This window comes from Nigerium massiliense (assembly GCF_000826085.1).
Classification (GTDB): Bacteria; Actinomycetota; Actinomycetes; order Propionibacteriales; family Propionibacteriaceae; genus Propioniciclava; species Propioniciclava massiliense.
The window spans coordinates 981,929-1,002,379 of record NZ_CCYM01000002.1 but is presented as its reverse complement, the minus strand read 5'-3'; the positions used below and the strand labels follow the sequence as shown (position 1 = coordinate 1,002,379).

Annotated in this window: 18 protein-coding genes; 9 read left to right on the top strand and 9 right to left on the bottom strand. The window is 66.2% G+C overall.

Annotated elements, in window-relative coordinates; genetic code table 11:
- Positions 1-19: 19 nt before the first annotated feature.
- The 4 genes from BN1187_RS06075 to BN1187_RS06060 form a co-directional block, all read right to left on the bottom strand.
- A complete protein-coding gene (locus BN1187_RS06075; protein WP_040159522.1) occupies positions 20-2,458 on the bottom strand; it encodes a right-handed parallel beta-helix repeat-containing protein in 2,439 nt (812 codons plus the stop codon).
- A gap of 64 nt (positions 2,459-2,522) precedes the next feature.
- Positions 2,523-3,050: a serine O-acetyltransferase gene (locus BN1187_RS15090; RefSeq protein ID WP_082034525.1), complete on the bottom strand. Its 528-nt coding sequence runs from the start codon at positions 3,048-3,050 to the stop codon at positions 2,523-2,525.
- Positions 3,037-4,296, bottom strand: coding sequence for a hypothetical protein (locus BN1187_RS06065; protein ID WP_147675080.1), 1,260 nt, complete (start codon positions 4,294-4,296; stop codon positions 3,037-3,039). Before BN1187_RS06065 ends, BN1187_RS15090 begins: the two co-directional genes overlap by 14 nt.
- A 117-nt stretch (positions 4,297-4,413) precedes the next feature.
- Entirely contained in the window at positions 4,414-5,340 is a 927-nt protein-coding gene (locus tag BN1187_RS06060; RefSeq protein WP_052462361.1) for a glycosyltransferase family 2 protein, read from the bottom strand.
- Between the two features lie 145 nt (positions 5,341-5,485).
- Here BN1187_RS06060 and BN1187_RS06055 point away from each other — a divergent pair, with 145 nt between their 5' ends.
- The 7 genes from BN1187_RS06055 to BN1187_RS06025 all read left to right on the top strand — a co-directional run bounded on the left by BN1187_RS06055 (position 5,486) and on the right by BN1187_RS06025 (position 14,729).
- On the top strand, positions 5,486-6,220 hold the full coding sequence (locus tag BN1187_RS06055) for a WecB/TagA/CpsF family glycosyltransferase (RefSeq protein WP_157754749.1): 735 nt from the start codon (positions 5,486-5,488) through the stop codon (positions 6,218-6,220).
- Positions 6,217-7,359 (top strand): glycosyltransferase family 4 protein, encoded by a 1,143-nt coding sequence (locus BN1187_RS06050; RefSeq protein ID WP_052462359.1) that lies wholly within the window; start codon positions 6,217-6,219, stop codon positions 7,357-7,359. The genes BN1187_RS06055 and BN1187_RS06050 overlap by 4 nt, the downstream gene beginning before the upstream one ends.
- Positions 7,356-9,332, top strand: a complete 1,977-nt coding sequence (locus BN1187_RS06045) for an O-antigen ligase family protein (RefSeq protein WP_147675079.1) — start codon at positions 7,356-7,358, stop codon at positions 9,330-9,332. Before BN1187_RS06050 ends, BN1187_RS06045 begins: the two co-directional genes overlap by 4 nt.
- A 118-nt stretch (positions 9,333-9,450) precedes the next feature.
- Positions 9,451-10,863 carry a carbohydrate-binding domain-containing protein gene (locus tag BN1187_RS06040; protein ID WP_157754748.1) on the top strand — a complete coding sequence of 471 codons (1,413 nt, stop codon included), beginning with the start codon at positions 9,451-9,453 and terminating at the stop codon, positions 10,861-10,863.
- Positions 10,864-11,041: 178 nt separating this feature from the next.
- Complete coding sequence (locus BN1187_RS06035; RefSeq protein ID WP_072041970.1) at positions 11,042-12,493, top strand: carbohydrate-binding domain-containing protein; 1,452 nt, start codon at positions 11,042-11,044, stop codon at positions 12,491-12,493.
- A 215-nt stretch (positions 12,494-12,708) separates the two neighbouring features.
- Positions 12,709-13,758 (top strand): GDP-mannose 4,6-dehydratase, encoded by a 1,050-nt coding sequence (gene gmd / locus BN1187_RS06030; RefSeq protein WP_040159515.1) that lies wholly within the window; start codon positions 12,709-12,711, stop codon positions 13,756-13,758.
- A 2-nt stretch (positions 13,759-13,760) separates the two neighbouring features.
- Positions 13,761-14,729, top strand: coding sequence for a GDP-L-fucose synthase family protein (locus tag BN1187_RS06025; protein WP_218184573.1), 969 nt, complete (start codon positions 13,761-13,763; stop codon positions 14,727-14,729).
- A gap of 85 nt (positions 14,730-14,814) precedes the next feature.
- Here the strand turns inward: BN1187_RS06025 and BN1187_RS06020 are convergent, their stop codons facing one another.
- Positions 14,815-15,792, bottom strand: a complete 978-nt coding sequence (locus tag BN1187_RS06020; RefSeq protein ID WP_082034524.1) for a Gfo/Idh/MocA family protein — start codon at positions 15,790-15,792, stop codon at positions 14,815-14,817.
- A 133-nt stretch (positions 15,793-15,925) separates the two neighbouring features.
- Positions 15,926-16,366 carry an acyl-CoA thioesterase gene (locus tag BN1187_RS06015; protein ID WP_082034523.1) on the bottom strand — a complete coding sequence of 147 codons (441 nt, stop codon included), beginning with the start codon at positions 16,364-16,366 and terminating at the stop codon, positions 15,926-15,928.
- A gap of 94 nt (positions 16,367-16,460) precedes the next feature.
- Here BN1187_RS06015 and BN1187_RS06010 point away from each other — a divergent pair, with 94 nt between their 5' ends.
- Positions 16,461-16,910, top strand: coding sequence for a globin (locus BN1187_RS06010; protein WP_052462356.1), 450 nt, complete (start codon positions 16,461-16,463; stop codon positions 16,908-16,910).
- Here the strand turns inward: BN1187_RS06010 and BN1187_RS06005 are convergent.
- Positions 16,873-17,640 carry a YaaA family protein gene (locus BN1187_RS06005; protein WP_040159511.1) on the bottom strand — a complete coding sequence of 256 codons (768 nt, stop codon included), beginning with the start codon at positions 17,638-17,640 and terminating at the stop codon, positions 16,873-16,875. The two genes, BN1187_RS06010 and BN1187_RS06005, sit on opposite strands and share 38 nt — an antisense overlap.
- Positions 17,641-17,777: 137 nt before the next feature.
- Between BN1187_RS06005 and BN1187_RS06000 the strand changes: the two genes are divergently transcribed.
- Positions 17,778-18,479, top strand: coding sequence for a GntR family transcriptional regulator (locus BN1187_RS06000; RefSeq protein WP_040159509.1), 702 nt, complete (start codon positions 17,778-17,780; stop codon positions 18,477-18,479).
- A gap of 37 nt (positions 18,480-18,516) precedes the next feature.
- Here BN1187_RS06000 and BN1187_RS05995 read toward each other — a convergent pair whose 3' ends face one another.
- Both BN1187_RS05995 and BN1187_RS05985 read right to left on the bottom strand, forming a co-directional pair.
- A complete protein-coding gene (locus BN1187_RS05995) occupies positions 18,517-19,152 on the bottom strand; it encodes a DedA family protein (RefSeq protein WP_097677308.1) in 636 nt (211 codons plus the stop codon).
- Positions 19,153-19,822: 670 nt separating this feature from the next.
- Positions 19,823-20,440: a hypothetical protein gene (locus tag BN1187_RS05985; protein WP_040159505.1), complete on the bottom strand. Its 618-nt coding sequence runs from the start codon at positions 20,438-20,440 to the stop codon at positions 19,823-19,825.
- Positions 20,441-20,451: the final 11 nt, after the last annotated feature.

Genomic DNA, 20,451 nt, shown 5'->3' with positions numbered 1-20,451 from the left:
CTCACAGGGCGGGATCGGCTCATTCCGGCCCGAAATTCGTTCCCACTTCGCGGATTCCAAGTGCGCTCGCAGACGAAGGGAGGCCCCTGGGCAGTTGATAGCGTCCCCCGGGGGCGTCCACGAAACCTGGGTCAGTGATCACGGAATCGCGATCACGTCCCGCCCCCCGCCACTCGGCCCACCAGACCGGACGGAGGGCCCAGACACCCAGGGCCACGACCTCCAACGGCCGCGCCGTGTGGAAGCGGAACCCCACGTCACCCGAATGATCGGTCCGTCGTGGCAAGTTGTTCGAGCCGGCGAGACCAATGAGGCTCCGTTCCATGTCCCCTTCGCGATACAGGAGATTCACGGGCCCGAGACCGGCACCCGGCGCGGCCGAACGCTGGAACCGGCCTTCGACGCCGCGGAAAACGTCCCCTTCGAGCCGGACGGGCCCGAGTGGACGAAGCGGCGCCTCGCCGACCCACGAAGGGCTGCCCGCCTCGATCGACATGGTCAGAAGGTAGGACCGTTGAGCGTTCAGGGCCAAAGGCTTCAGAAGACGCGCGAACTTGAATCCTTCCTCACCCAAGAAGTTCCCGGTCACCGATGCGATTTCACGACCATCGTCGGCCGAGCGGAGGCTGACACGAATCTGCCGGTCCCCAGCGGACTCGATGGGGCCACGATAATCCCACAGCAGATTTCGGTTACTCCCAATCGGAGAACTGGGAAGGCGAAAGAGGCGCGCACCGGAAGAGAGGATGATGTTCCGCTCGACGACCGGGCTCGATCCCTGGCTGGCATCCCCAGGCCCCCCGCCAACCCCCACCTGGAAGCGGACGTTCTGGGATGCGATGTTGTTCATCACCGAGATCCCCGAGGTCGCGCTGGGCGCCCAGATACCTTCCACGCAATCATGCACCAGATTGTCGACACACTCGATCTCCGAGCTGCCCTGGTCGAAATAGATTCCAACGCTTGGAGAGTCGCTCCCCAACACGTGGTGCACGTGATTATTGATAATGCGCGACTGCGGCATGTGGCCAAGAGTGTAGACCCCACCCAGATCCGCCATGACGCCCCGCCCGATGTCGTGGATGTGGTTTTTTTCCACGACGAAGCCTCCGAAACCGGTCTCCGATAACACCCAGGACCAACCGAGCGAGATCCCCGTGTAAAAAGAGCCGATAATCTCGTTCCGAACGAACTCACAGTCACGAACATCCATCGCCAGAATCGCGCACGAGTCGTGAAAGATTCGACCGCCACCGTCGAAGGTGCTGTCGGCCACCGAGATCCGGCTGGTGGAGATCCCCGTCCGGGAGCCCTCTCTTGCGAGCCCCGACTCACTGGACGCCGTGATTCCCACGCCGCCCACCGATTCAAACTGACACTTCTGCACCCGCACGTCCACGGTTCCCTCGCCGATGAAGAGCGCGGAGCCGCCAGTTCCGGTCCAGGAGCATCCAGCGAAGCCGATATCGCGCGACCGCCGGAGGGACACTGCGGCAGGCACGAGTGCCCCTCCTTGGGGGATCTGGCCGTCGTGGTCCTTGATGTCGATGGGGGACCAGCTCGAACCGGTGAATGTCACGTTCTCGAACTGTTGGTGCTCGACGTTGTCGATGGTCACCAAAGACTCGCTTAGCGGTGCCTCCAACCGGACCGAGTCCAAGGTTTCGCCGTCCAAGGGCAAATAGGTGATCAACCCGCGCGAGCGGTCTTGGTACCACTCACCCGGGTTCCTCAACTCCGTGCCGACATTGTCCAGGTAGAAGCGCGTCTCGGGGCCCCATGAAACGGAGGCGTCCCCCCGGAAGGCTGCTGTCGCCTTCCGTCCATTGACGCCGGCCAGGGGTACCCGCTCGAAACGCCACTGGGTGATCGCGACGAGTTCGATGTCCGTCACGTTGACCCAACCACCGCTCGGGGCCTCAGCGGGCAGTGTGAAGGTCCGCGTCATCGGTGAAGTCGTCGGGCCGGACATCTTCAGAAAACTGTCATCACCCAGCGAGTCCTTGCCTTGGACCTGAGCGCCGACTCCAGCGGGAAAGGTCGGCCTTGGCCGCGGCCGCCCGCCGACCAAGAGGCTTCGAAGCGCCGTCCGACCCGGAAATCGGGTCCGCCATTCCCGCCTGCCAGCTGTGGTCACCTCAGCCCACCCGTCGATGGGTGTCGCGCCGGTGATCATGGCGCGCTCGCCAGCGGCTCGCCACACGACATCCTTGCTCAAGTCATCGATCCGCAGGGTCGTCGTGAGGCGGTGGGGGCCGGGGGCGAGTTGAACCTCGACATGGTCATCGCTGAGCTGGCGCACGAAGGTCAGAGCGGCCGGCAAGGTTGCGAGCGGACGCGCGGTCGAGCCGTCGCCACCATCGGATCCGCGGGCAGGGTCCACGAGCACGACCCTGCGCCGCTGAACGACGTCGCAACCAACGAATGCCGCCAGCCCCGACAGAGCCGCGCCCGCCACAAAGGTGCGCCTTGAGAGTCGTCGGCGGTCGGGCCGCTCTCGAGGCTGCCCCATCAATTCCCCCTTAGCGGATCCGTACCGCGGGATTCCCTGCAACCACGGCTCCCGGTTCCACGTCCTTGACAACGACCGACCCTGCCGCGATCTGGGCATCATCACCGACGGTGATGTCGCCGAGGATGATGGCTCCCGCACCGATCTCGACGCGATCACCGATCAGAGGCGAGGCGCCGCCGGCCGTCTTGTGACCGATAGTCACGCCGTGTCGGAGCTTCACATCTTGGCCGATCACCGCATGGTCGTTCACAACCAATCCAGTTCGGTGATAGATCGCAAGCCCCGGACCAACGCGGGTCTTCGGCCGCAATTCCACATTGAAGAGGAGCTCGCTCACCAGTCGCGAGGCGACGATCGTGACCAGCGACACAGGGTGCCTCGGCCCGAACCGGCCGATGGACGCCTGAGCGATCCGAAGACCGACTAAGAGGATCTGAGATCCAGGATCCCGCTTGTTAGCGGCTAGATCGGCCCGGATGACATCCTTGAGTGCTATTGGGCCGTACGGGCACTGGGTCCGCTCAATATTCGTCATCAGCCATCCTCTCCACTGAGTTGTCAGGTAGAGCCTGGCCGCGCGGTGCCCCAGGAGTCCTTTTGCTCATTGGCTTGACCGAAGCGTCGACTCCTGACCAGTTTCGCCCATCGCGTCCCCAAACGACAGCCCGCACGAAGGTCGACAGCGTGATCACGCTTCCACCGACCACGAGGAGCAGCAGGATCTGTCCCTGGTCATGCACCAAGGCGGCGACTCCAACCAGAAGCACGTAGTAGACGGCAACCGTGACGACGACGTGACGCCGAGGGTTGTCAGGCCCATGCGTCCACCGACGAGCGGAGGTGAACGGCTGCCACGCCAGCGTCATCGCCGCTTGAAGGAAAACCACCGGGAGGAAGTAGTAGGCGAGGTCAGCGCGCTCACCCAGAAGCAGGTAGATCAGCGGTCTCAGGACCAGCAGAGCGATCACCCCTAGCACGGGCACCGCCAAGGCGAAGACCGCCCAGTAAGTCAGCAGCTTCGTCGGGTACCGTCCGCTGTCCATCCGCTCCCGCAGTCGGCGTGATAGCGGGAGCGCGAACGACTGCGCCAACACCGTGGCGGGCATGCCCAACACTTGGTTGCCCAACTGGAGGCCGACCGCGAGAAAGGGATTCAACCACGTGACGGCGGCACCGCCGAGCCCGGTCGCCGCGGAAGTCATCACGGCCTCACTCGCCATTGAACGGCCGAATCCCGCATGGCGCGCCCATGCCTGAGACCGGCCAGGCCGCCGATGCCTTCGAAGCGCAACGAGGTACGCCACACCCGCGAGGAGGCTGATCAATGAGAGAACTGCCAGGTACGTCGCCACATTGGGAGGAATGATGAAGGTGAAGCCGACGGCTGCCAGCACATGCGCCAAGCCGATGGCGCTGATGACCCGCGCACCGAGGAAACGCGATCCGGCATAGCGGAGCATGTCGCCGAACAGCATGCTGGTCGACCAGACCGCCGCCCACAGCCCCATCCACCACGAGCGTTCGACAAGGAATGCACCCAAGAAGAAGACCGGCAACCCCACGGCGGCCGTCACGAGGAAGGCTCGCGTCATGTGCGTGATGTCGCCCTGCTTAGGTTCCTCCGCTTCCCGAAAGACGAGGAGGCTCGCCCAACGCGCGTTGGCGAAGGAAACTGCGATGGACTCAAGAGAGTAGGCCGCGATGACCGACGCCAACTCGACTGCCGACGAATTCCTGGACAGACCGGCCACCGAAAAGAACGACACGACGCTGAAGGCCAATTGCGAGACGAGAGGCGGCGCGGCTCCCAGGATCAGCGCCTTCCTATCCCCCACTTGCCCAAGCCCCCTTTTCGCACGACCAACAGGCGCCGTCGGTCCGCAGCCCCGCCGGTCACACTACCCTGCGTGGGTTGAACCATCTTTTTTGCGAATCCTCCGAACGAGGGCCTCAACGAATCGCTCGGGGTGGAGCATCGCCGCAACCGCGGTCCAACCAAGTCGCCGGGGGTCGTACCAACGCCCGGACGCCTCCCCAGCTCGGCGCAGTGCGATGGACGCAGTGTCTCCGCGGCGAGACTGTTTCGGAAGCTCCGATTCCGGCACACCGGCCATCGCCGCGTAGTGGCGCCGGATCGACTGGGCATCGCGGATCTCTTGGGCGATGCCCGCACTCGAACGGCCCGCACCCCAGACATACGTAGCTGCGACGTCAGGGTTGTACAGCACGGGACCGGTCAGGGCGACCCGCAACAGGAGTTCGTAGTCCTCGGCCAGGCGAGGCCAGACTCCGCGAGGGTTGTCGCTCAATGCCCGCTTCAAGTTCGCCCCTCGAAACACGATGGCCGCGGGCGGCGCGGGCGCGTGTCCGCGTCGGACCAACGAATCCGCGGTGATTCCCTCTGGCCACACCGGCATTCGGTAGGGGGCGCCGTGTTTCGGGGTCGTCATCGTCTGTGCCACGACCGCGGCGGCCTCGGGTGCCCGCTCCAGCATCTCCAAGCTACGGCTGATTCCCGCTGCAACCACCTCGTCGTCTGCGTCCAACAGGACGATGAACTCACCGCTGGCCAACTCGACGCCACGTTTTCGCGCCTCGGCAGGCCCGGCGTTGGCCTGGCTCACGACGCGCGCTCCCAAGGATCGGGCGACGCGGGCTGTCTCGTCTTGCGACCCGTCGTCGACGACGATGACCTCACCGGGAGCCACCCGCTGAGCGCTCAGGATGCTGGAGGTGATGGTCTTTTCCGCGTTGTACGCAGGCATCACGAAACTCAGTGCACTGGCCGACACGATCACAGCGTAGCCGTACGGCTCCCCCTTCACCCTGTTTCCCTGCGTCCCGGCGGCTGCGATGCCGGGGAGTGTGCAAGGGTCAGCTAAAGTGTGACCGGTTCAGACATACCTCGGGGGTTATTGCTCGATGACAACAGACACGCGTCAACGGGTACGCGTAGCGGGCGTCCCGTTCGTGTCGACCGACTTGGATTCGGCTGCCCGCTGGACCATTGCGACGGCGGCAGGAGAACATCCCGACCAGGCAGCGCTTCCGATCCGCCTGATGAATGCGTACTGCGTTGCGCTCGCGTCTAAGGACCCGTCCTACCTGCAACTCGTCGAAGGGCCCGGGATCAACTACCCCGATGGGGCACCCGTCGCCTGGACCATGCGACGCACTGCTCATGACTCCAAGCAGGTGCGAGGACCGAGCTTCTTCCTTCGGACCCTCGAGGAAGGCCTCGCCAGCAACGTCCGCCACTATTTCTTCGGGACGACGAACGAGACGCTGGCGCTCATGCGGAGCCGATTGGAAAAGGCCTACCCCGGCCTCGTCATCGCCGGCACAAGCGAGGCGCCATTCGGCTCGGTCGATCAGATTCTGCAGGCGGACGTCATCGAATCGATCACGGGCGCCGACCCCGACATTGTCTGGGTCGGCCTCGGAACGCCCAAGCAGGACTTCGTGGCGCGCCGCTTGGCTGACGAAATCGGAGTCCCGTGCGTGGGCGTAGGCGCCGCGTTTGACTTCGCGGCCGGGACGCAGCCGGAGGCCCACCCCCTCGTTCGAAAAATGGGCCTCGAGTGGCTGCACCGCCTATCGACGGAACCGCGTCGCCTCTGGCGGCGATACCTGTGGGGGAACTCGCGCTTCTTGGCCGTGGTCGCGCGGGAGATTGTCTCATCACGCAGTAGGCACAAGCGATGAAGATTGCAGTCGTGCACAGCTTCTACTCAAGCGCTTCTCCTTCCGGGGAGAACGCCGTGGTGCGCGACCAAGTGCAGGCGCTGGCTGAGGCCGGCCATGACGTTCGGTTGGTGGCCCGCCACACTGACGAGGAGTCGACCCGCCCGTTCTACAAGCTGACGAGCGCAGTCAATGCGGCCAACGGTCCAGGCCCAAGCCCGGACGCGACCCTGTCGGAGTTTCAACCGGACATCGTTCACGTTCACAACCTCTTCCCCAATTGGGGAACGCAGTGGTTGAAGAAGTGGCAGGGCCGGCTCGTGGCGACCGTCCATAATTTTCGTCCCTTGTGTAGCGCCGCGACCTTGTGGCGCGACGGCGACGACTGCACGGAATGCCTCGATGCTGGGTCGCACTCCGCCTTGAAGCACCGCTGCTATCGCGACAGCGTGATAGCCACCGCACCGTTGGCCTTCGCAAGCAGGGGTCGAGGAAGACACCAGCCGGTGCTGCGGTTCGCGCGCAGGCTCATCACCCTGAACGATCACGCACGGGCCACCTACGATGGTTTGGCTCGAGGCCACGTACTGACCATCCCAAACTTCGTCCAGCCCCGGTCCGCGCCCGCCGACTCCCGAGAGGGCTGGCTGTATGTGGGCCGTCTGACCCCCGAGAAGGGTGTCCTAGAACTCATTGAATCATTCCCGGCGGAGCACCACCTCACGATTGCCGGGGAGGGCCCACTGGCCGCCCGCGTTCGCGATCGAGCCGAGAACTCCGCCAACGTGACGTTCGTCGGCCGACTCAGTCCCGAAGAGGTCGCCGTCGAGATGGCGAGTTCGTCGGGCGTCATCATTCCAAGCCTGTGGGCTGAGGGCATTCCGACCGTTGCGCTCGAAGCGCTCTCCGCAAGTGCACCACTCATCATCTCGAACAAGTGTCTGTCCGCGGAGCAACTCACGAGCGGGGGCGCCGGTCGGGTCTACGACCCGTACGAGGGAAGGTCGCTCGCCGTCGCGGTCCGGGCTATCGCTGCTTCATCGGCCGAGTACCAGCGAGGCGCGGAGAGCCGATACCGGCTTGACTACTCTCCGGATATTTGGCTCGAGCGGATCGTCCGGCTCTACGAAGAGGTGGCGGCGTTAGGTCAGGATCGTTGACCTTCTCATCGCAGGTTTCCACCGGCTCATCTCGCGCGGCGCGATGGCGACAACTCCCTTCACTCCGTCGTATTGATGTTGTGGGCGTTCTCGCGGCCCTCTGGACTCTCTGCGTCGACGGGCTCACGAAGTTCAACTTCGGCTCCCAGAGCCTTTCCGGCCTCGCCACGCTTGGGAGCGCACTGATACTGGTGGCGCTATTTCCCTCGGTCGTACCCAGCGTGCGGGCTTACCTTGCTCGTCCTTCCTGGCGCTACACAGGGGCCCCCGCGCTGCTCCCTATGAGCCTGCTGGGCTTCCTGGTCTACGCTGTGATCCGCCTCATCTCGGCGCCGAACCCGGCCGGCCTGCAGAACGTCTGCGTGTATGCGGCGTTCGTCCTCACCATTGCGATCACCGCCGTGAGCGCTGAACAGCGTGACCGAGAACGCTGGTCGCTCATCCTCGCAGCCTGCTCAGGAATCGCGACCGTGGTGTTTCTGGTCCAGCGCGCCGCCGGGCTTGACATTATCGGGGATCGTTCCTACGCGCTGAGCGCCATCATCTTCATGGCGATCTCAGTCCCACGACGTTGGCCTACCTGGGTCAGGTACCTTCCCTATCTCGTCCTGATCGCTACCGTCCTGAGCCTGTCTCGCACCGCGACGCTGATCTGCCTGCTGGCATACGTCTTCATTGTCGTCCGCGGCCCCAAGAGCAAGCGAGTGGGACGAATCCTCTTCATGCTGATCCTGATGGCGATGGCGGCCGTCGGACTCTTTCTCTGGTACCCCCCATTTCGCGACCGATTCTTTAGCGGCGACAACGCCGTTTCTTTGGGTGGCACCACTCTCAATACTTCTGGACGAACGCAACTTTGGGACGTGACGTGGAACTCCGCGATGGAGTCACCCCTGCTCGGACACGGACCAGGCACTGCCAGCGACCTGATCGACGCCCATTTCGCGAACATCGGGCATCCTCACAATGAGTACTTACGACTGTTCCACGATTTCGGAATCCTCGGCGAATTGCTGTGGGTCGTCGGGATCGTGGCACTACTTCGTATTCTTACGGCACGAGCAACGAAATTTGATCGCTCTGTCGACTGGACGGGCCTGATCGCAACCATCGGGATCAGCCTGGCCTCGATCACTGATAATGTGATCATCTACCCATTCGTAATGCTTCCGGCGGGAATGGCGATCGGCCTCGCCCTATCCCGTACCGGGCGGGAACAAGCGCTCAGCAAAAACAATTGGCTGTATCACCCTTCCGCGAGACTAGACTCGTTCGGGCACGATGCGTCCGAGCAGGCAAGACTGACTGATTCGAGGGACGAAATGGAAATCAACGAGTATCTGGTGGTCTTGAGAAGGCGTTGGCAGTACGTCCTAGCGCCCGTGCTCATCGGCATGCTGATTGCAGGACTGCTGACGTCCGTCCTGCCCCGGGAGTATCGCGCGTCGACCCAAGTTCTCTTCTCAGTGCAGGGCGCGCGATCCGTCGGGGACATGAACGATGCATCGGCCTACCTCAAGGCACAGGTTCCGACCTATGTGGGGCTGGCGACGGCCCCCCTCGTTCTTGATCCGGTCATCAAGTCGCTCAACCTCGACACGACCCCGGAGCAGCTGGCCAAGCGGGTCACCGTGACGCAGGAGCCCGAGACGGTCATCGTCACGATCACGACCAAGGCGGGGAGTGCCGCGGAGGCCGCCGGCATCGCCCGAGGAATCGGCGATAACCTCTCGCGCCAAGTCGCCGGCCCCTCGGCGGGCACATCCAATACCGTCAAGGTTGTTCCGCAAGTCATCTCTCCAGCGGTCGAGCCGGCGAGCCCCTCCGCACCCAGCCTCCCGCTTGACCTCGCGCTTGGTGCGGCGATCGGGTTCTTCCTCGGTATGGTCCTGGCCGTGTTGGTGGAGAGCAACTGGCGAAGGAAGCAGCGCCTCAAGCCAGCGACTCGAACCGCACAAGCGAACCAACGTTGACTGAACAGATCCTGAGGTTATCTCGCTAAATCCACAGGTACCGGTCTAACCTCTGGGAGGCGGCGTCGCCGATCCCTCCCACTACCCCGAGGTACCTATGCCCTACCGTCGTGGCCGTTTGGCCGTATTCACCGTCGCGCCCCTCCTGGCTGCGAGTTCACTCGCGGGGGTCACTCCCGCTCAGGCAGCTGATCCTCTCGTCATCCGCGCCAAGGCCGACCTAGCCAACAACAAGGGCGCCGAGGTCGAGGTCCGCCTCAACGGCGCCGATGTTGGCCGGTTCACCGTCAACTCCACCGTTTGGACTGACTACACCCTCCTCCCCTCCTCAGGCCCCAAGGATGGGGATCGGATCGACATCCGGTTCGCCAATGACGGCGACCCCACGGGCGGCGACCGCAATCTGTGGGTCGACTCCGTTGCCGTCGGCACGCAGCGTCTCTCCCCCACGGATGCCGATGTCACGTATGACCGCGGGGCTGGGTGGGCCGCCGCCACTGACGGCGCATCAGTCGTTCCGGGCCAAAAGCTCATGCCCTGGGATGGCGCGCTTCGGTTCACGTGGCGATCCTCCACAGCGAAGGCCGTGAGCGTCGAGGATCCCGTCGACACGTCAGCGCAACAACCCTTCGCGTCCAGTTCCTTCTGGTACCAGCGGATTCCCACGAACGTCGCCCTGAGTGAGCGAGGAGCCACCTACCGACGTGTTCTGGCAGAGGACATCGCCAGCCATGACAGGACAGCGACGATCAATACTTCGGGCTATGCGCCCCCCGTCTACCGCGTGAATGCCAGCACTCCACGCGTAAAGGTTCGCAACAACCAATGCACCGGCCCGAACGGCGACCCTGCGTGGCTCGAACGCATGTGGGCCCCACAGTTCGACAGCGTGCCGATCCCGGCGGAGGCCAAGGCGGCCAGCGGCGCGGATCAAGAGATTGTCATCTGGTCGCCGTCCACCAACGAGGTCTGGGAGATGTGGCGCTTTGAGAGCAACTCCGGGGCCTACCAGGCCTGCTGGGGAGGAAAGTTCTCCGCCACGAACACCAGCAACGGAGTTCACCCTTACCCCTTCGGCGTCACCGCTTCGGGACTCTCGCTCCTGGGCGGAACCGTCCGGGTCGCTGAACTCCGCGCAGGGCGCATCAATCACGCAGTAGCAATCGGCGTGAACCGTCCGCGCAAGGGAGTCCACTCCTGGCCCGCCAACCGGGACGATGGAACATGGGACAGCGTCGATGCCATCCCCGAGGGACAGAGGTTCCGCCTAGATCCGTCCGTCGACGTGCAATCCCTCAACCTGAGCCCGATCGGCATGATCATCGCGCGGGCCGCCCAGGAGTACGGGTTTGTCGTTCGTGACAACACCACTGGTCCCGTCGTGGTCTACGCGGAGGACGCGGATCCCTACGTGAGAGCCGGCAAGGGGAACCCCTACACGGAAATGTTCGGAAGCCAGCAACACCTGTGGATGAACGGGTTCCCCTGGGATCGGTTGCAGGCGCTCCCCATGGACTACGGCAAGCCCTGATCACTGGCCTCTCTTGTTGGAGCGACGGTCCCGCTCCAACAAGAGAGGCCCAACTGAAGAGTTAGCGACACTTGGCCCTTAAATAACCTCATCATCAACCCCTCACCTGGCTAGCTTCGCAACCGGGTTCGCCCAGCGACCTCGTCCCTGAAGCACACACCAGTGAGGGGTTCATCACGTGGCAAGGTCATCCAAGCGTCGATACGGCCGGTCGCTCTTCGCATCACTTGGGCTGATCATCAGTCTCCTGGCAGCCGGCCTGTTCCCGGCTCCGGCAGCAGCAGCCGGCGGTGGGCAGCTCATCGTTCGCGCCAAAGCAGACGTTGCGAACGGAAAAGGCGCCATCGTCGAGATTCGAGTGAACGGCGTACAGGTGGGTACGCTCACCGTCAGCAGCTTCCACGAAACCCCCCATTCTTTGAATCTCAGTAGCGTCCTGAAGAAGGGCGACAGGGTCGATCTGCGCTTCACCAATGACGGCGACGCGGCGGGGGGCGACCGCAACCTCTACATCATGAGCGTCACCAATGGCGGCACCACGATGAAGGCCGCCTCCCCGGGAGCAATGTACGATCGGGGCTGGTCGTGGCAGGAAGCAACCGACGGTAAGGACATTCTCCCTGGGCAAGCGACCATGCCGTGGAGCGGAGCGTTGCGCCTGATCTGGACCGGCCGCGAAGCGGCCAGGCAGCGCATTCCCACATCAGTTCCCGAGACTTCGCGCCCCTTCTCCCCCCAGTCCTTCTGGTATAAGCCGATCCCGCGCGACGCCCCGATCAACCCGAAGACGGCGGTCTACGTGCGCAATCTGCTCGCCGACATCAAAGCGACCGATGGAGTCGCGTCGGTGAACACGTCGGCCTATTCCCCGCCCATCTACCGGGCGACCCCCTCTACCCCACGCGTTTCGGTGAGGAACACAGCCTGCACGGGGGCCAGCTCAGATCCAGCGTGGCTGGCACGCAATTGGAGCGCGCAGTTCTCCCTTGTCCCGATCCCAGCTGGGGCGAAACCGGCGTCCGGGAGCGACCACGAGATCGTTATCTGGTCGCCCTCGACGGATGAGGTGTGGGAGATGTGGCAGTTCCAGCAAACATCGACCGGCTACGCCGCTTGCTGGGGAGGAAAAATCTCCTCCGCCAGCAGTCACGGCGGCGTCCATACCTCCCCGTTCGGCGTCGCCGCCAGCGGGCTCTCACTCCTCGGCGGCACAGTCCGTATCGACGAGTTCCGCTCCGGAGTGATCAACCACGCAATCGAGATTGGCATCAACAGGCCGCGTAAGGGAGTCTATTCATGGCCGGCCAACCGCACCGACGGCACCTGGGACAGCACAGACGCGATTCCAGAGGGTCAGCGTTTTAGACTCGACCCCACTCTGGACGTCGACTCGATGGACATGAGTCCGGCGGCGCGGATCATCGCCAAGGCAGCGCAGCGCTACGGGTTCGTCGTCCGCGACAACACGCTCGGTCGCGTGGTCGTCTATGCGGAGGACAAAGACCCATTCGTCAGGGCGACCGGCACCGACCCCTACGCCCAGATCTTTGATACGCCCGAACACCTCTGGATGGTGGGCTTCCCGTGGGAGCGCTTGCAGGCACTTCCCATGGATTACGGTAAGCCCTGAGCCATTGCTCAGGTAGTGCGCGGGTGTCGTCCTTGGCCACCCATCGCCTCGCTGTCAGGTACCCTTTCGCACAGGGGTCTCCTGCCCGGGTAACTCCTACTCAGTCGATTTAACGCACTAGCATATGTAGGAGTCACCTCGGGGAAACGAAGTGGCCCAGGACCGGGGACACCAACATATGCAGGCGGGACTCAACATTCCGCAGTGGGGGAAACGTGAGTAAGACAGCATTTATTACGGGTATCACCGGCCAGGATGGTTCGTACCTGGCGGAGTTGCTCCTCGACAAGGGCTACGAGGTGCACGGGCTGATCCGTCGCGCGTCAACGTTCAACACCAAGCGCATCGACCATCTCTACGAGGACCCGCACGAGAAGGGCGCGCGCCTCACCCTGCACTACGGCGATCTGTCCGACGGCGCCCGGTTGGTGACGCTGCTCTCGGAGATCAACCCCGACGAGATCTACAACCTGGCCGCGCAGTCGCACGTGCGCGTCTCGTTCGACGAGCCCGTCCACACGGCCAACACCACCGGCGTCGGCACCATCCGCCTGCTCGAGGCCGTCCGCCAGGCCGGCGTCATGCCGCGGTTCTACCAGGCGTCCACGTCCGAACTCTTCGGCGCAACCCCGCCGCCGCAGGGCGAGGACACCCCGATGTACCCCCGCTCCCCCTACGGCGCGGCCAAGATGTACGCCTACTGGATCACCAAGAACTACCGCGAGGCGTACGACATGTTCGCGGTCAACGGCATCCTGTTCAACCACGAGTCCCCGCGCCGCGGCGAGACCTTCGTGACGCGCAAGATCACCCGCGCGGTCGCGGCCATCAAGGCGGGTCAGCAGGACAAGCTCTACATGGGCAACATCGACGCCATCCGCGACTGGGGCTACGCGCCCGAGTACGCCGAAGGCATGTGGCGCATGTTGCAGGCCGACGAGCCCGAAGACTTCGTTTTGGCCACCGGCGTCGGCTACAGCGTCCGCGACTTCCTGCAGTTCTCGTTCGAGGCTGCCGGCCTCGAGTGGGAGAAGTACGTCGAGTTCGACGAGCGCTACCTGCGCCCCACGGAGGTGGACGCCCTCATGGGCGACCCGACGAAGGCGCATGAGAAACTCGGCTGGCAGGCCAAGGTGCTCGCCCCGCAGCTCGCCCGCATCATGGTGAACGCCGACCTGAAGCAGCAGACGATGAACGGTCAGCACTACGTCGACGTCCCCGCCGACGACATCGCGGCGACCTCCACCCACGCCGTGGAGCGTTGATCGTGGACGTCACCTACACCAACGAGCCCCTCGACCGGACGGCCCGCACCTACGTCGCCGGCCACCGCGGCCTCGTCGGATCGGCGATCCTGCGGCGGCTCGAAGCCGACGGTTTCACCGACCTCGTCACGCGGACCTCGTCCGAGCTCGACCTGCGCGACCGCGACGCCGTCCGCCGGTTCTTCGCCGAGACCAAGCCGCGCAGCGTGTTCCTGGCCGCGGCGAAGGTCGGCGGCATCATGGCGAACGACACCTACCCCGTCGATTTCCTCAGCGAGAACCTGCGCATCCAGGTCAACGTCATGGACGCCGCCCTCGAGCAGGGCGTCGAGCGCGTGCTGTTCCTCGGCTCGTCCTGCATCTACCCGAAGTTCGCCGAGCAGCCCATCCGCGAGGACAGCCTGATGACCGGCCACCTCGAGCCCACCAACGACGCCTACGCGGTCGCGAAGATCGCCGGCATCATGCAGGTGCAGTCGGTGCGTAAGCAGTACGGACTGCCGTGGATCTCGGCGATGCCGACCAATCTGTACGGCCCCGGCGACAACTTCTCGCGCACCGGCTCGCACGTGCTGCCGGCGCTGATCCGCCGCTTCGACGAGGCGGCTCGGGACGGGGCGTCCAGCGTGACGAACTGGGGCACCGGCTCGCCGCGCCGCGAGTTCCTGCACGTCGACGACATGGCGGACGCCTGCCTCTACCTGATGGACCACTACGACGGCCCACAGCAGGTCAACGTCGGGACCGGCGAGGACATCACCATCAAGAAGCTCTCCGAGCTGGTCGCGCGCATCGTCGGCTACGAGGGCGAGCTGGAGTGGGACACCTCGAAGCCCGACGGCACCCCGCGCAAGTTGCTGGACGTCAGCACGCTGCGCGACGCCGGCTGGTCGCCCAAGATCTCCCTCGAGCAGGGCATCACCGACACCGTCGCCTGGTACCGCGAGAACGTCGACGACCTCCGCGAGTGAGGCCGCCCGGGCGGTCGACTCGGTCCCCGACAACGACGAGCGGGGCACCCACTGAGGGTGCCCCGCTTCGCTGTCCGTCGTCGGGTCAGGACGCCAGCGCCGGCGCCTTCGCGCAGTGGGACGCCGCGCAGCGCACCTGCTCCACGAGGCGCATGGCGGCCAGGCCGTCCGCCAGCGACACGATCGGCTCGGCCTCGCCCGACACGACCTGGTAGAAGTGGCGCTGCTCGCGCTGCAACGGCTCGCCGTTGTCGAGGAACGGGATCTCGGTCGAGCCCGTCTGCCGGTAGCGGACGAAGCCCCCCTCGTCGGTGAACTCCACCCGGTCCATGCGGTGCACCGACACCTGCTGGCGCACCATGTCGGCGACGATCACGGCGTCCGAGCACGTCAGGATGATCTTGCGGTCCTTCATCTGGTGCATGCGGCTCGCCACGACCGTGGACGTCAGCCCGCCGTCGGTCTCGATCAGCGTCGAGCACATCTCCTCGGAATTGGCGCTCCACTGAGCGCACAGGTTCTTGATGCCGTCGTGCCCGTCACGGCTCCGCGCGATCGCCAGCAGCAGGTCGAGGTCGTGCACCATCAGGTCGCTCACGACGTCGCCCAGCGCGCGGCCCCCAGCCGGCGACACCCGGCGGAACTCGACGTGCTGGGCTCCCGGCGCCCAGCTCAGCAACTCCGACACCGCGGAGTTGAAGCGCTCGACGTGCCCGACGAGCACCTTCGAGCGGCTCGTGGCGGCCACCTCGGCGATGCGCTCGGCCGCGTCCAGCTCGGCGGCCACCGGCTTCTCCAGCAGCACGTCGATGTTCTGCCGCAGCAGCGGCACGACGACCTGTTCGTGCACGTCGCTGGGCACCGCGACGATCGCGGCGTCGATCGACGTCAGCACGTCGTCCATGTCTTCTCCGGCCCGGAAACCGTTGCGTTCCGCGACGGCCCGGCTCTTGTCCTCGTCCACGTCGACGACGATCACGTCATCCCATTCACGCAGCGCACGCGCCGCCCGAACGTGGTTCGCTCCCATTGCGCCCGCGCCGAACACGCCCAGCGTAGTCATTTTTTACTGCCCCCCGAATGGTCCTTCTTGGTCGCTCCTCACTCTTTCACGGCGGGGGCCGACGATTACAGGACCCGCATGGGTGACAGGCTTGTATACAAGGCTGGCCCCCCTCCAGCCGGGGACGGGGCCCTCAGGGGTGCGGCTTCGGGATCGGACGCATCCGCTGCGGGATGCGATCGCGGTCGTAGGTGATCGTGGTGTAGCCGTGCGGCGCGGGGCGGCCGTCCTCGTCCAGCGACACGAACACGATGCGCGCCACGTCAAGGATGACCTGCTTGGTGAACATGTTGCGCACCACACAGCGAAGGGTCAGCGAACTGCGGCCGAAGTCCGTCGGGTAGAGGCCCATCTCGATGAGGTCGCCCTCCCAAGCCGACGAGACGAAGTTGATCTCGCTCATCAGCTTCGTGACGACCCGGTTGTTGCCGAGCTGGACGATCGTGTAGATCGTCGCTTCCTCGTCGATCCACCTCAGCAGCGAGCCGCCGAACAGCGTGCCGTTGGCGTTCAGATCCTCCGGCCGCACCCACTTGCGCGTGTGGAACCGCATCTCCTCGGGAATGTCCTCCATAGGGACATCGTCTCAGGACGCCGCACGCGGCGGCCACTGGGACGCCGTCCCGCACCGGCCGGACCGGCTCACGCCGGTCTGGAAGACTGGCACGGTGACGCAGGAGAGTTTCTACGACCGGGTCGGCGGCGCCGAGACGTTCGCTCGGCTGACCAAGCGCTTCTACGAGGGGGTCGCGCAGGATCCGCCGCTGCGCGCGCTGTACCCCGAGGACGACTTGGGGCCGGCCGAGGAGCGGCTGCGGATGTTCCTCGAGCAGTACTGGGGCGGCCCCAAGACCTACTCCGAGCGGCGCGGGCATCCCCGGCTGCGCATGCGGCACATGCCGTTCAAGGTCACCCCGGCCCAGCGCGACCGCTGGCTGACGCACATGAACGCGGCGGTGGACTCGCTCGGCCTCGACCCCGAGGACGAGTTCGAGCTGCGTGACTACCTCACCCGGGCCGCGCACTTCATGATCAACGCCGACGAGGACGAGCAGTCCGTGACCCGGCCTGGGCTGCCGCTCAAGCGCCCACAGCGTCCGGATCCGCGACGCGAGTGACGAGCGCCCGCCACGGTTGGGCCGGACGCCCCGGCGCCGCCAGGTCCACGCGGAAGCCGGCGCCGAGGGCGTCCGGGAGGGCCTCGGGACGGCGCACCGGGCCCGCCTGCAACAGCCGCCGCGCCACCAGCCCCCGGGTGTGCTTGGCCCCATGGGACGCCCCCGGCACGTCGACCTGCACCCAGTGCTCCGCCTGATCGGCGGTGGCACGCCAGGCGGCTCGGTAGTCCGTGGAGCGGCAGTCGACGACGAGCTGCCCGGCGACGACCGGGGCCAGCGCCTCGGCCAGCAGCGGACGCCAGAACGCCGCCAGCCCACCGATGCCGGGCAGATCGACGCCCATCGACACCCGGAACGGCGCCACCGCGTCGCCCAGCCGGAGCGCCCCATGCAACGCGGTCACGACCAGCACGGACGCGTGCGCCCGCCGCTTCTGCCCGGGCGTGAGCGAGGCGAAATCGAGCGCGTCGAACAGGACGCCGGTGAACAGCCGCGACCCGGGCAGCGCGGGCAGGGTGCGCTGGTTGAGGTTGTCGACGAGCTCGTGCTCGACCGCGGGCCCGACCTTCAGCCGCCGGGCGGCGTCCGGGGCCGCGCTTGCCTCGGAGAGGGCGTCGGCGACGCGCGCGCGGGCGTCCGCGAGCTCGGGGAAGGACAGGGCATCCGGCGCCATGGGGCGTCCCCGAGATCTGCGGGCCTTGCCCTCCGACGGCGGCAGCACGATGATCACCCCGCCAACCTAGCCCGGGCCCCGACCCGTCACCCAGCGTTCACCGGCCCCTCGCCCAGGCGTCGCATCGACCACACCTCCGGTGCCTACACAGGGAACCAGCCCACCGGGACAGCCCCTCCCCGCAAGGAACCCGCATGACCGCCTCCGAGCCCCGCTACCTCCAGATCGCGGCGGCGATCGAGGCGACGATCCTGACCCACCTCGAACCCGGCGGCCGACTGCCCAGCACGGCGTCCCTCGCCGAGCGGTTCGGGGTGAACCGGCTGACGGTCCGCGAGGCGCTGGGCTCCCTGACCCGCCGCGGCTTGATCTACGCCCACCAGGGCAAGGGGACGTTCCTGCGCGAGCAGCCACCGCGGCGCCTGGTACGTCTCGACCACAGCGTCGGCCTCGACGCCCAGCTGCGGGACGGCGGAGTCCCCGTCACCCTGAGGCTTCTGGACGTGCGCCAGGAGATCGCTCCCCCGCACGCCGGTTTCGGCACCGAGGACGCCGCCGTCCTGCTCACCACCGTCCTGCTCGTCGACGGGGCACCCTGGGGGCTCACGTTCGCTTGGTTCCGTTCGGATGTCCTGGGCGACATCGCCGACTGGTGGCCGTCCTCGGGTCGGCTGGAGAGCGTGCTGCGCGAACGCTACGGACTGGAGACGCTGCAGGGACCCCGCAGTTTCGCGGCCGTCTGCGCGGACGCCCGGGTCGCCGACGTCTTGCCGGTCAACCCCGGGGACCCCGCACTGCGCGTTCGGGGTGTGGACGCCGACCGCGCCGGCGGCCGTCCGCTCATCGCCGTGGAGCACTTCTTCGCCGGCGAGACCGTCGAGGTCACCGCCGACTGAACCGGCCGACGGTCGAGCATCGCCGCGGCGGCTCGCCTTACGCCTCGGCGCGCTCGGCCAGGAAGCGCTTCAGCCCGTGCTGGAACGCGCGCGCGGCCAGCCTCCCGAACCCGAGGACGGCGAGAACGATGACGGCCAACAGCACCCAGCTGGCGCCGGAGATCCATCGGTGCGCGGCGGTTCCCAGCAGGTGCACCAGGTAGGTGATGCCGCCGGCCCAACAGATCGCCCTGGAGGCGTTGGCCAGCAGGAACCGCCAGTACGGCATCTTCAGCGTCCCGGCCAGGGGCCCGGCGGTCATCCGCAACAGGGCGGTGAACCGCGCCGCGAACACCGTGCGCATGCCGTAGTGGCCGAAGAGGTGCTCGGCGTAGGCCACGTGGTCGGGCGACCAGTGGGCGGGGAACCGGCGTCCCAGGAACGTCAGCAGGCGCGGCCCGAAGCGCCGCCCGACGGCGTAGCCCACGGAGTTGCCGCAGATCGCCCCGGCCATGGCGGCAACGGCGACCCACGTCACCGAGACGGACGAGTTCGGCTGGGCGGTGATCAGCGCCGCGACCACGATCGCCGTCTCGCCCGGCAGAGGCACGCCGAGGCTTTCGGCCCCCACCATGAGTCCCACGACGAGGTAGACGGCCGCGGCGGGAAGGGCGCTCAGCCAGGAATCCAGCACGATGCTCCCCTCCGTTCTCGGCCCCGGCAGAACCGTCACCCCCTCCAGATCCGGAGGCGCTGGGCCGCGGCGCCGTCGAGAACCGCTCTCCGCACGATGGTGCCGCGGCACCCGAAGAGGAGGCTGAGGACGGCCACCCGGGTGACGGATCAGGACTCAGCGTCCTCTTATGGCGGGCGGCCACCCTGGTGTCTGCGGACGGTGGGTGGTCGCCGGGCGAGACCCGCGAGAACCCGCCCCGAGGTGGAGAGGGGTCCCATGTCCGCGTCGTTGGCCGAACGTCCGAAGACGAGAGAGGACGTCCGGCACGCCGGGCGGTCCCCGTGGCCCTGGTGGGTCACGGGGACCTTGGGGATCGCGGCCGGATTGGTCCTCGGATTCGTCCTGCTGCGCCTCGGCTCACCGTGCACCGGCGAACTGGCCCTGGACGAGCAGATCTCCTCCTCCCGTGTCGCTGCGCTCGTCTCCTTGTCGCTGGCCATCCAGTTCGTCCTGGGCCCGATCGTCGGGCCGGTGCTGCTGGCGGTGGCCGGCCTCGTCGTCTGGACGCGCAACCGCGCCTGCGCCGCCGCGCTGGTGGGGGCCACGATCATCGGCTGGCTCTCGGTCGGCGCCGCGAAGCTGATCTTCCAGCGTCCGCGCCCGCCGTACCTCGCCGTGCACGCGCTGCTCAGCGAGACCAAGCCGGACAGCTTCCCCAGCGGGCAGTCACGCCGTTGCGGGCGCTCGTGCAGAGGACCCGCGGACTGGCCAGCGTCCAGCCGTAGGGCAGGCTCACCATGCTGTCCACGATGGGCACGTCACGACCCTCGGCCCACCTCGTGCCCACGCCTCCCGGTTCCGCCCAATACCCCGGGTCCCCGCCGCACTGGAAGGTCACTCCCTCGGGCGAGACCTCCACGATCTGGTAGTCGCCGAAGCTTTCCCGACACTCCTGCTTGCCGGACGGCATGCCGGTGCGGTCCATCCCGTCGGGGAACATGCACCACCCACGGTTCCTGGTGATCCCACACCAGATGCGGCCCGACGGGCTCACGAAGTCGGCCTCTTCTTCCGTCCCTATGGGGACCGTCGTCCCCGCCTCCGCCCTGCTGGCCCTCTTCGTGGCCGAGCCCGACGCCGCCGGCTCGGACGTCCTCCCGGCGGTCATCGTCGGACTAGGCGACGACTCGACGGTCACCGTGACCGTGGGCTGCTCGCGTGGTGATGCCGTGGTCCCGGCGCAGCCGGCCAGCATCATCGTCAGGCCTGCCCCCAGCACTGCCCACCGGACCGTCTGCCTCTTCATCCCGCGACCTC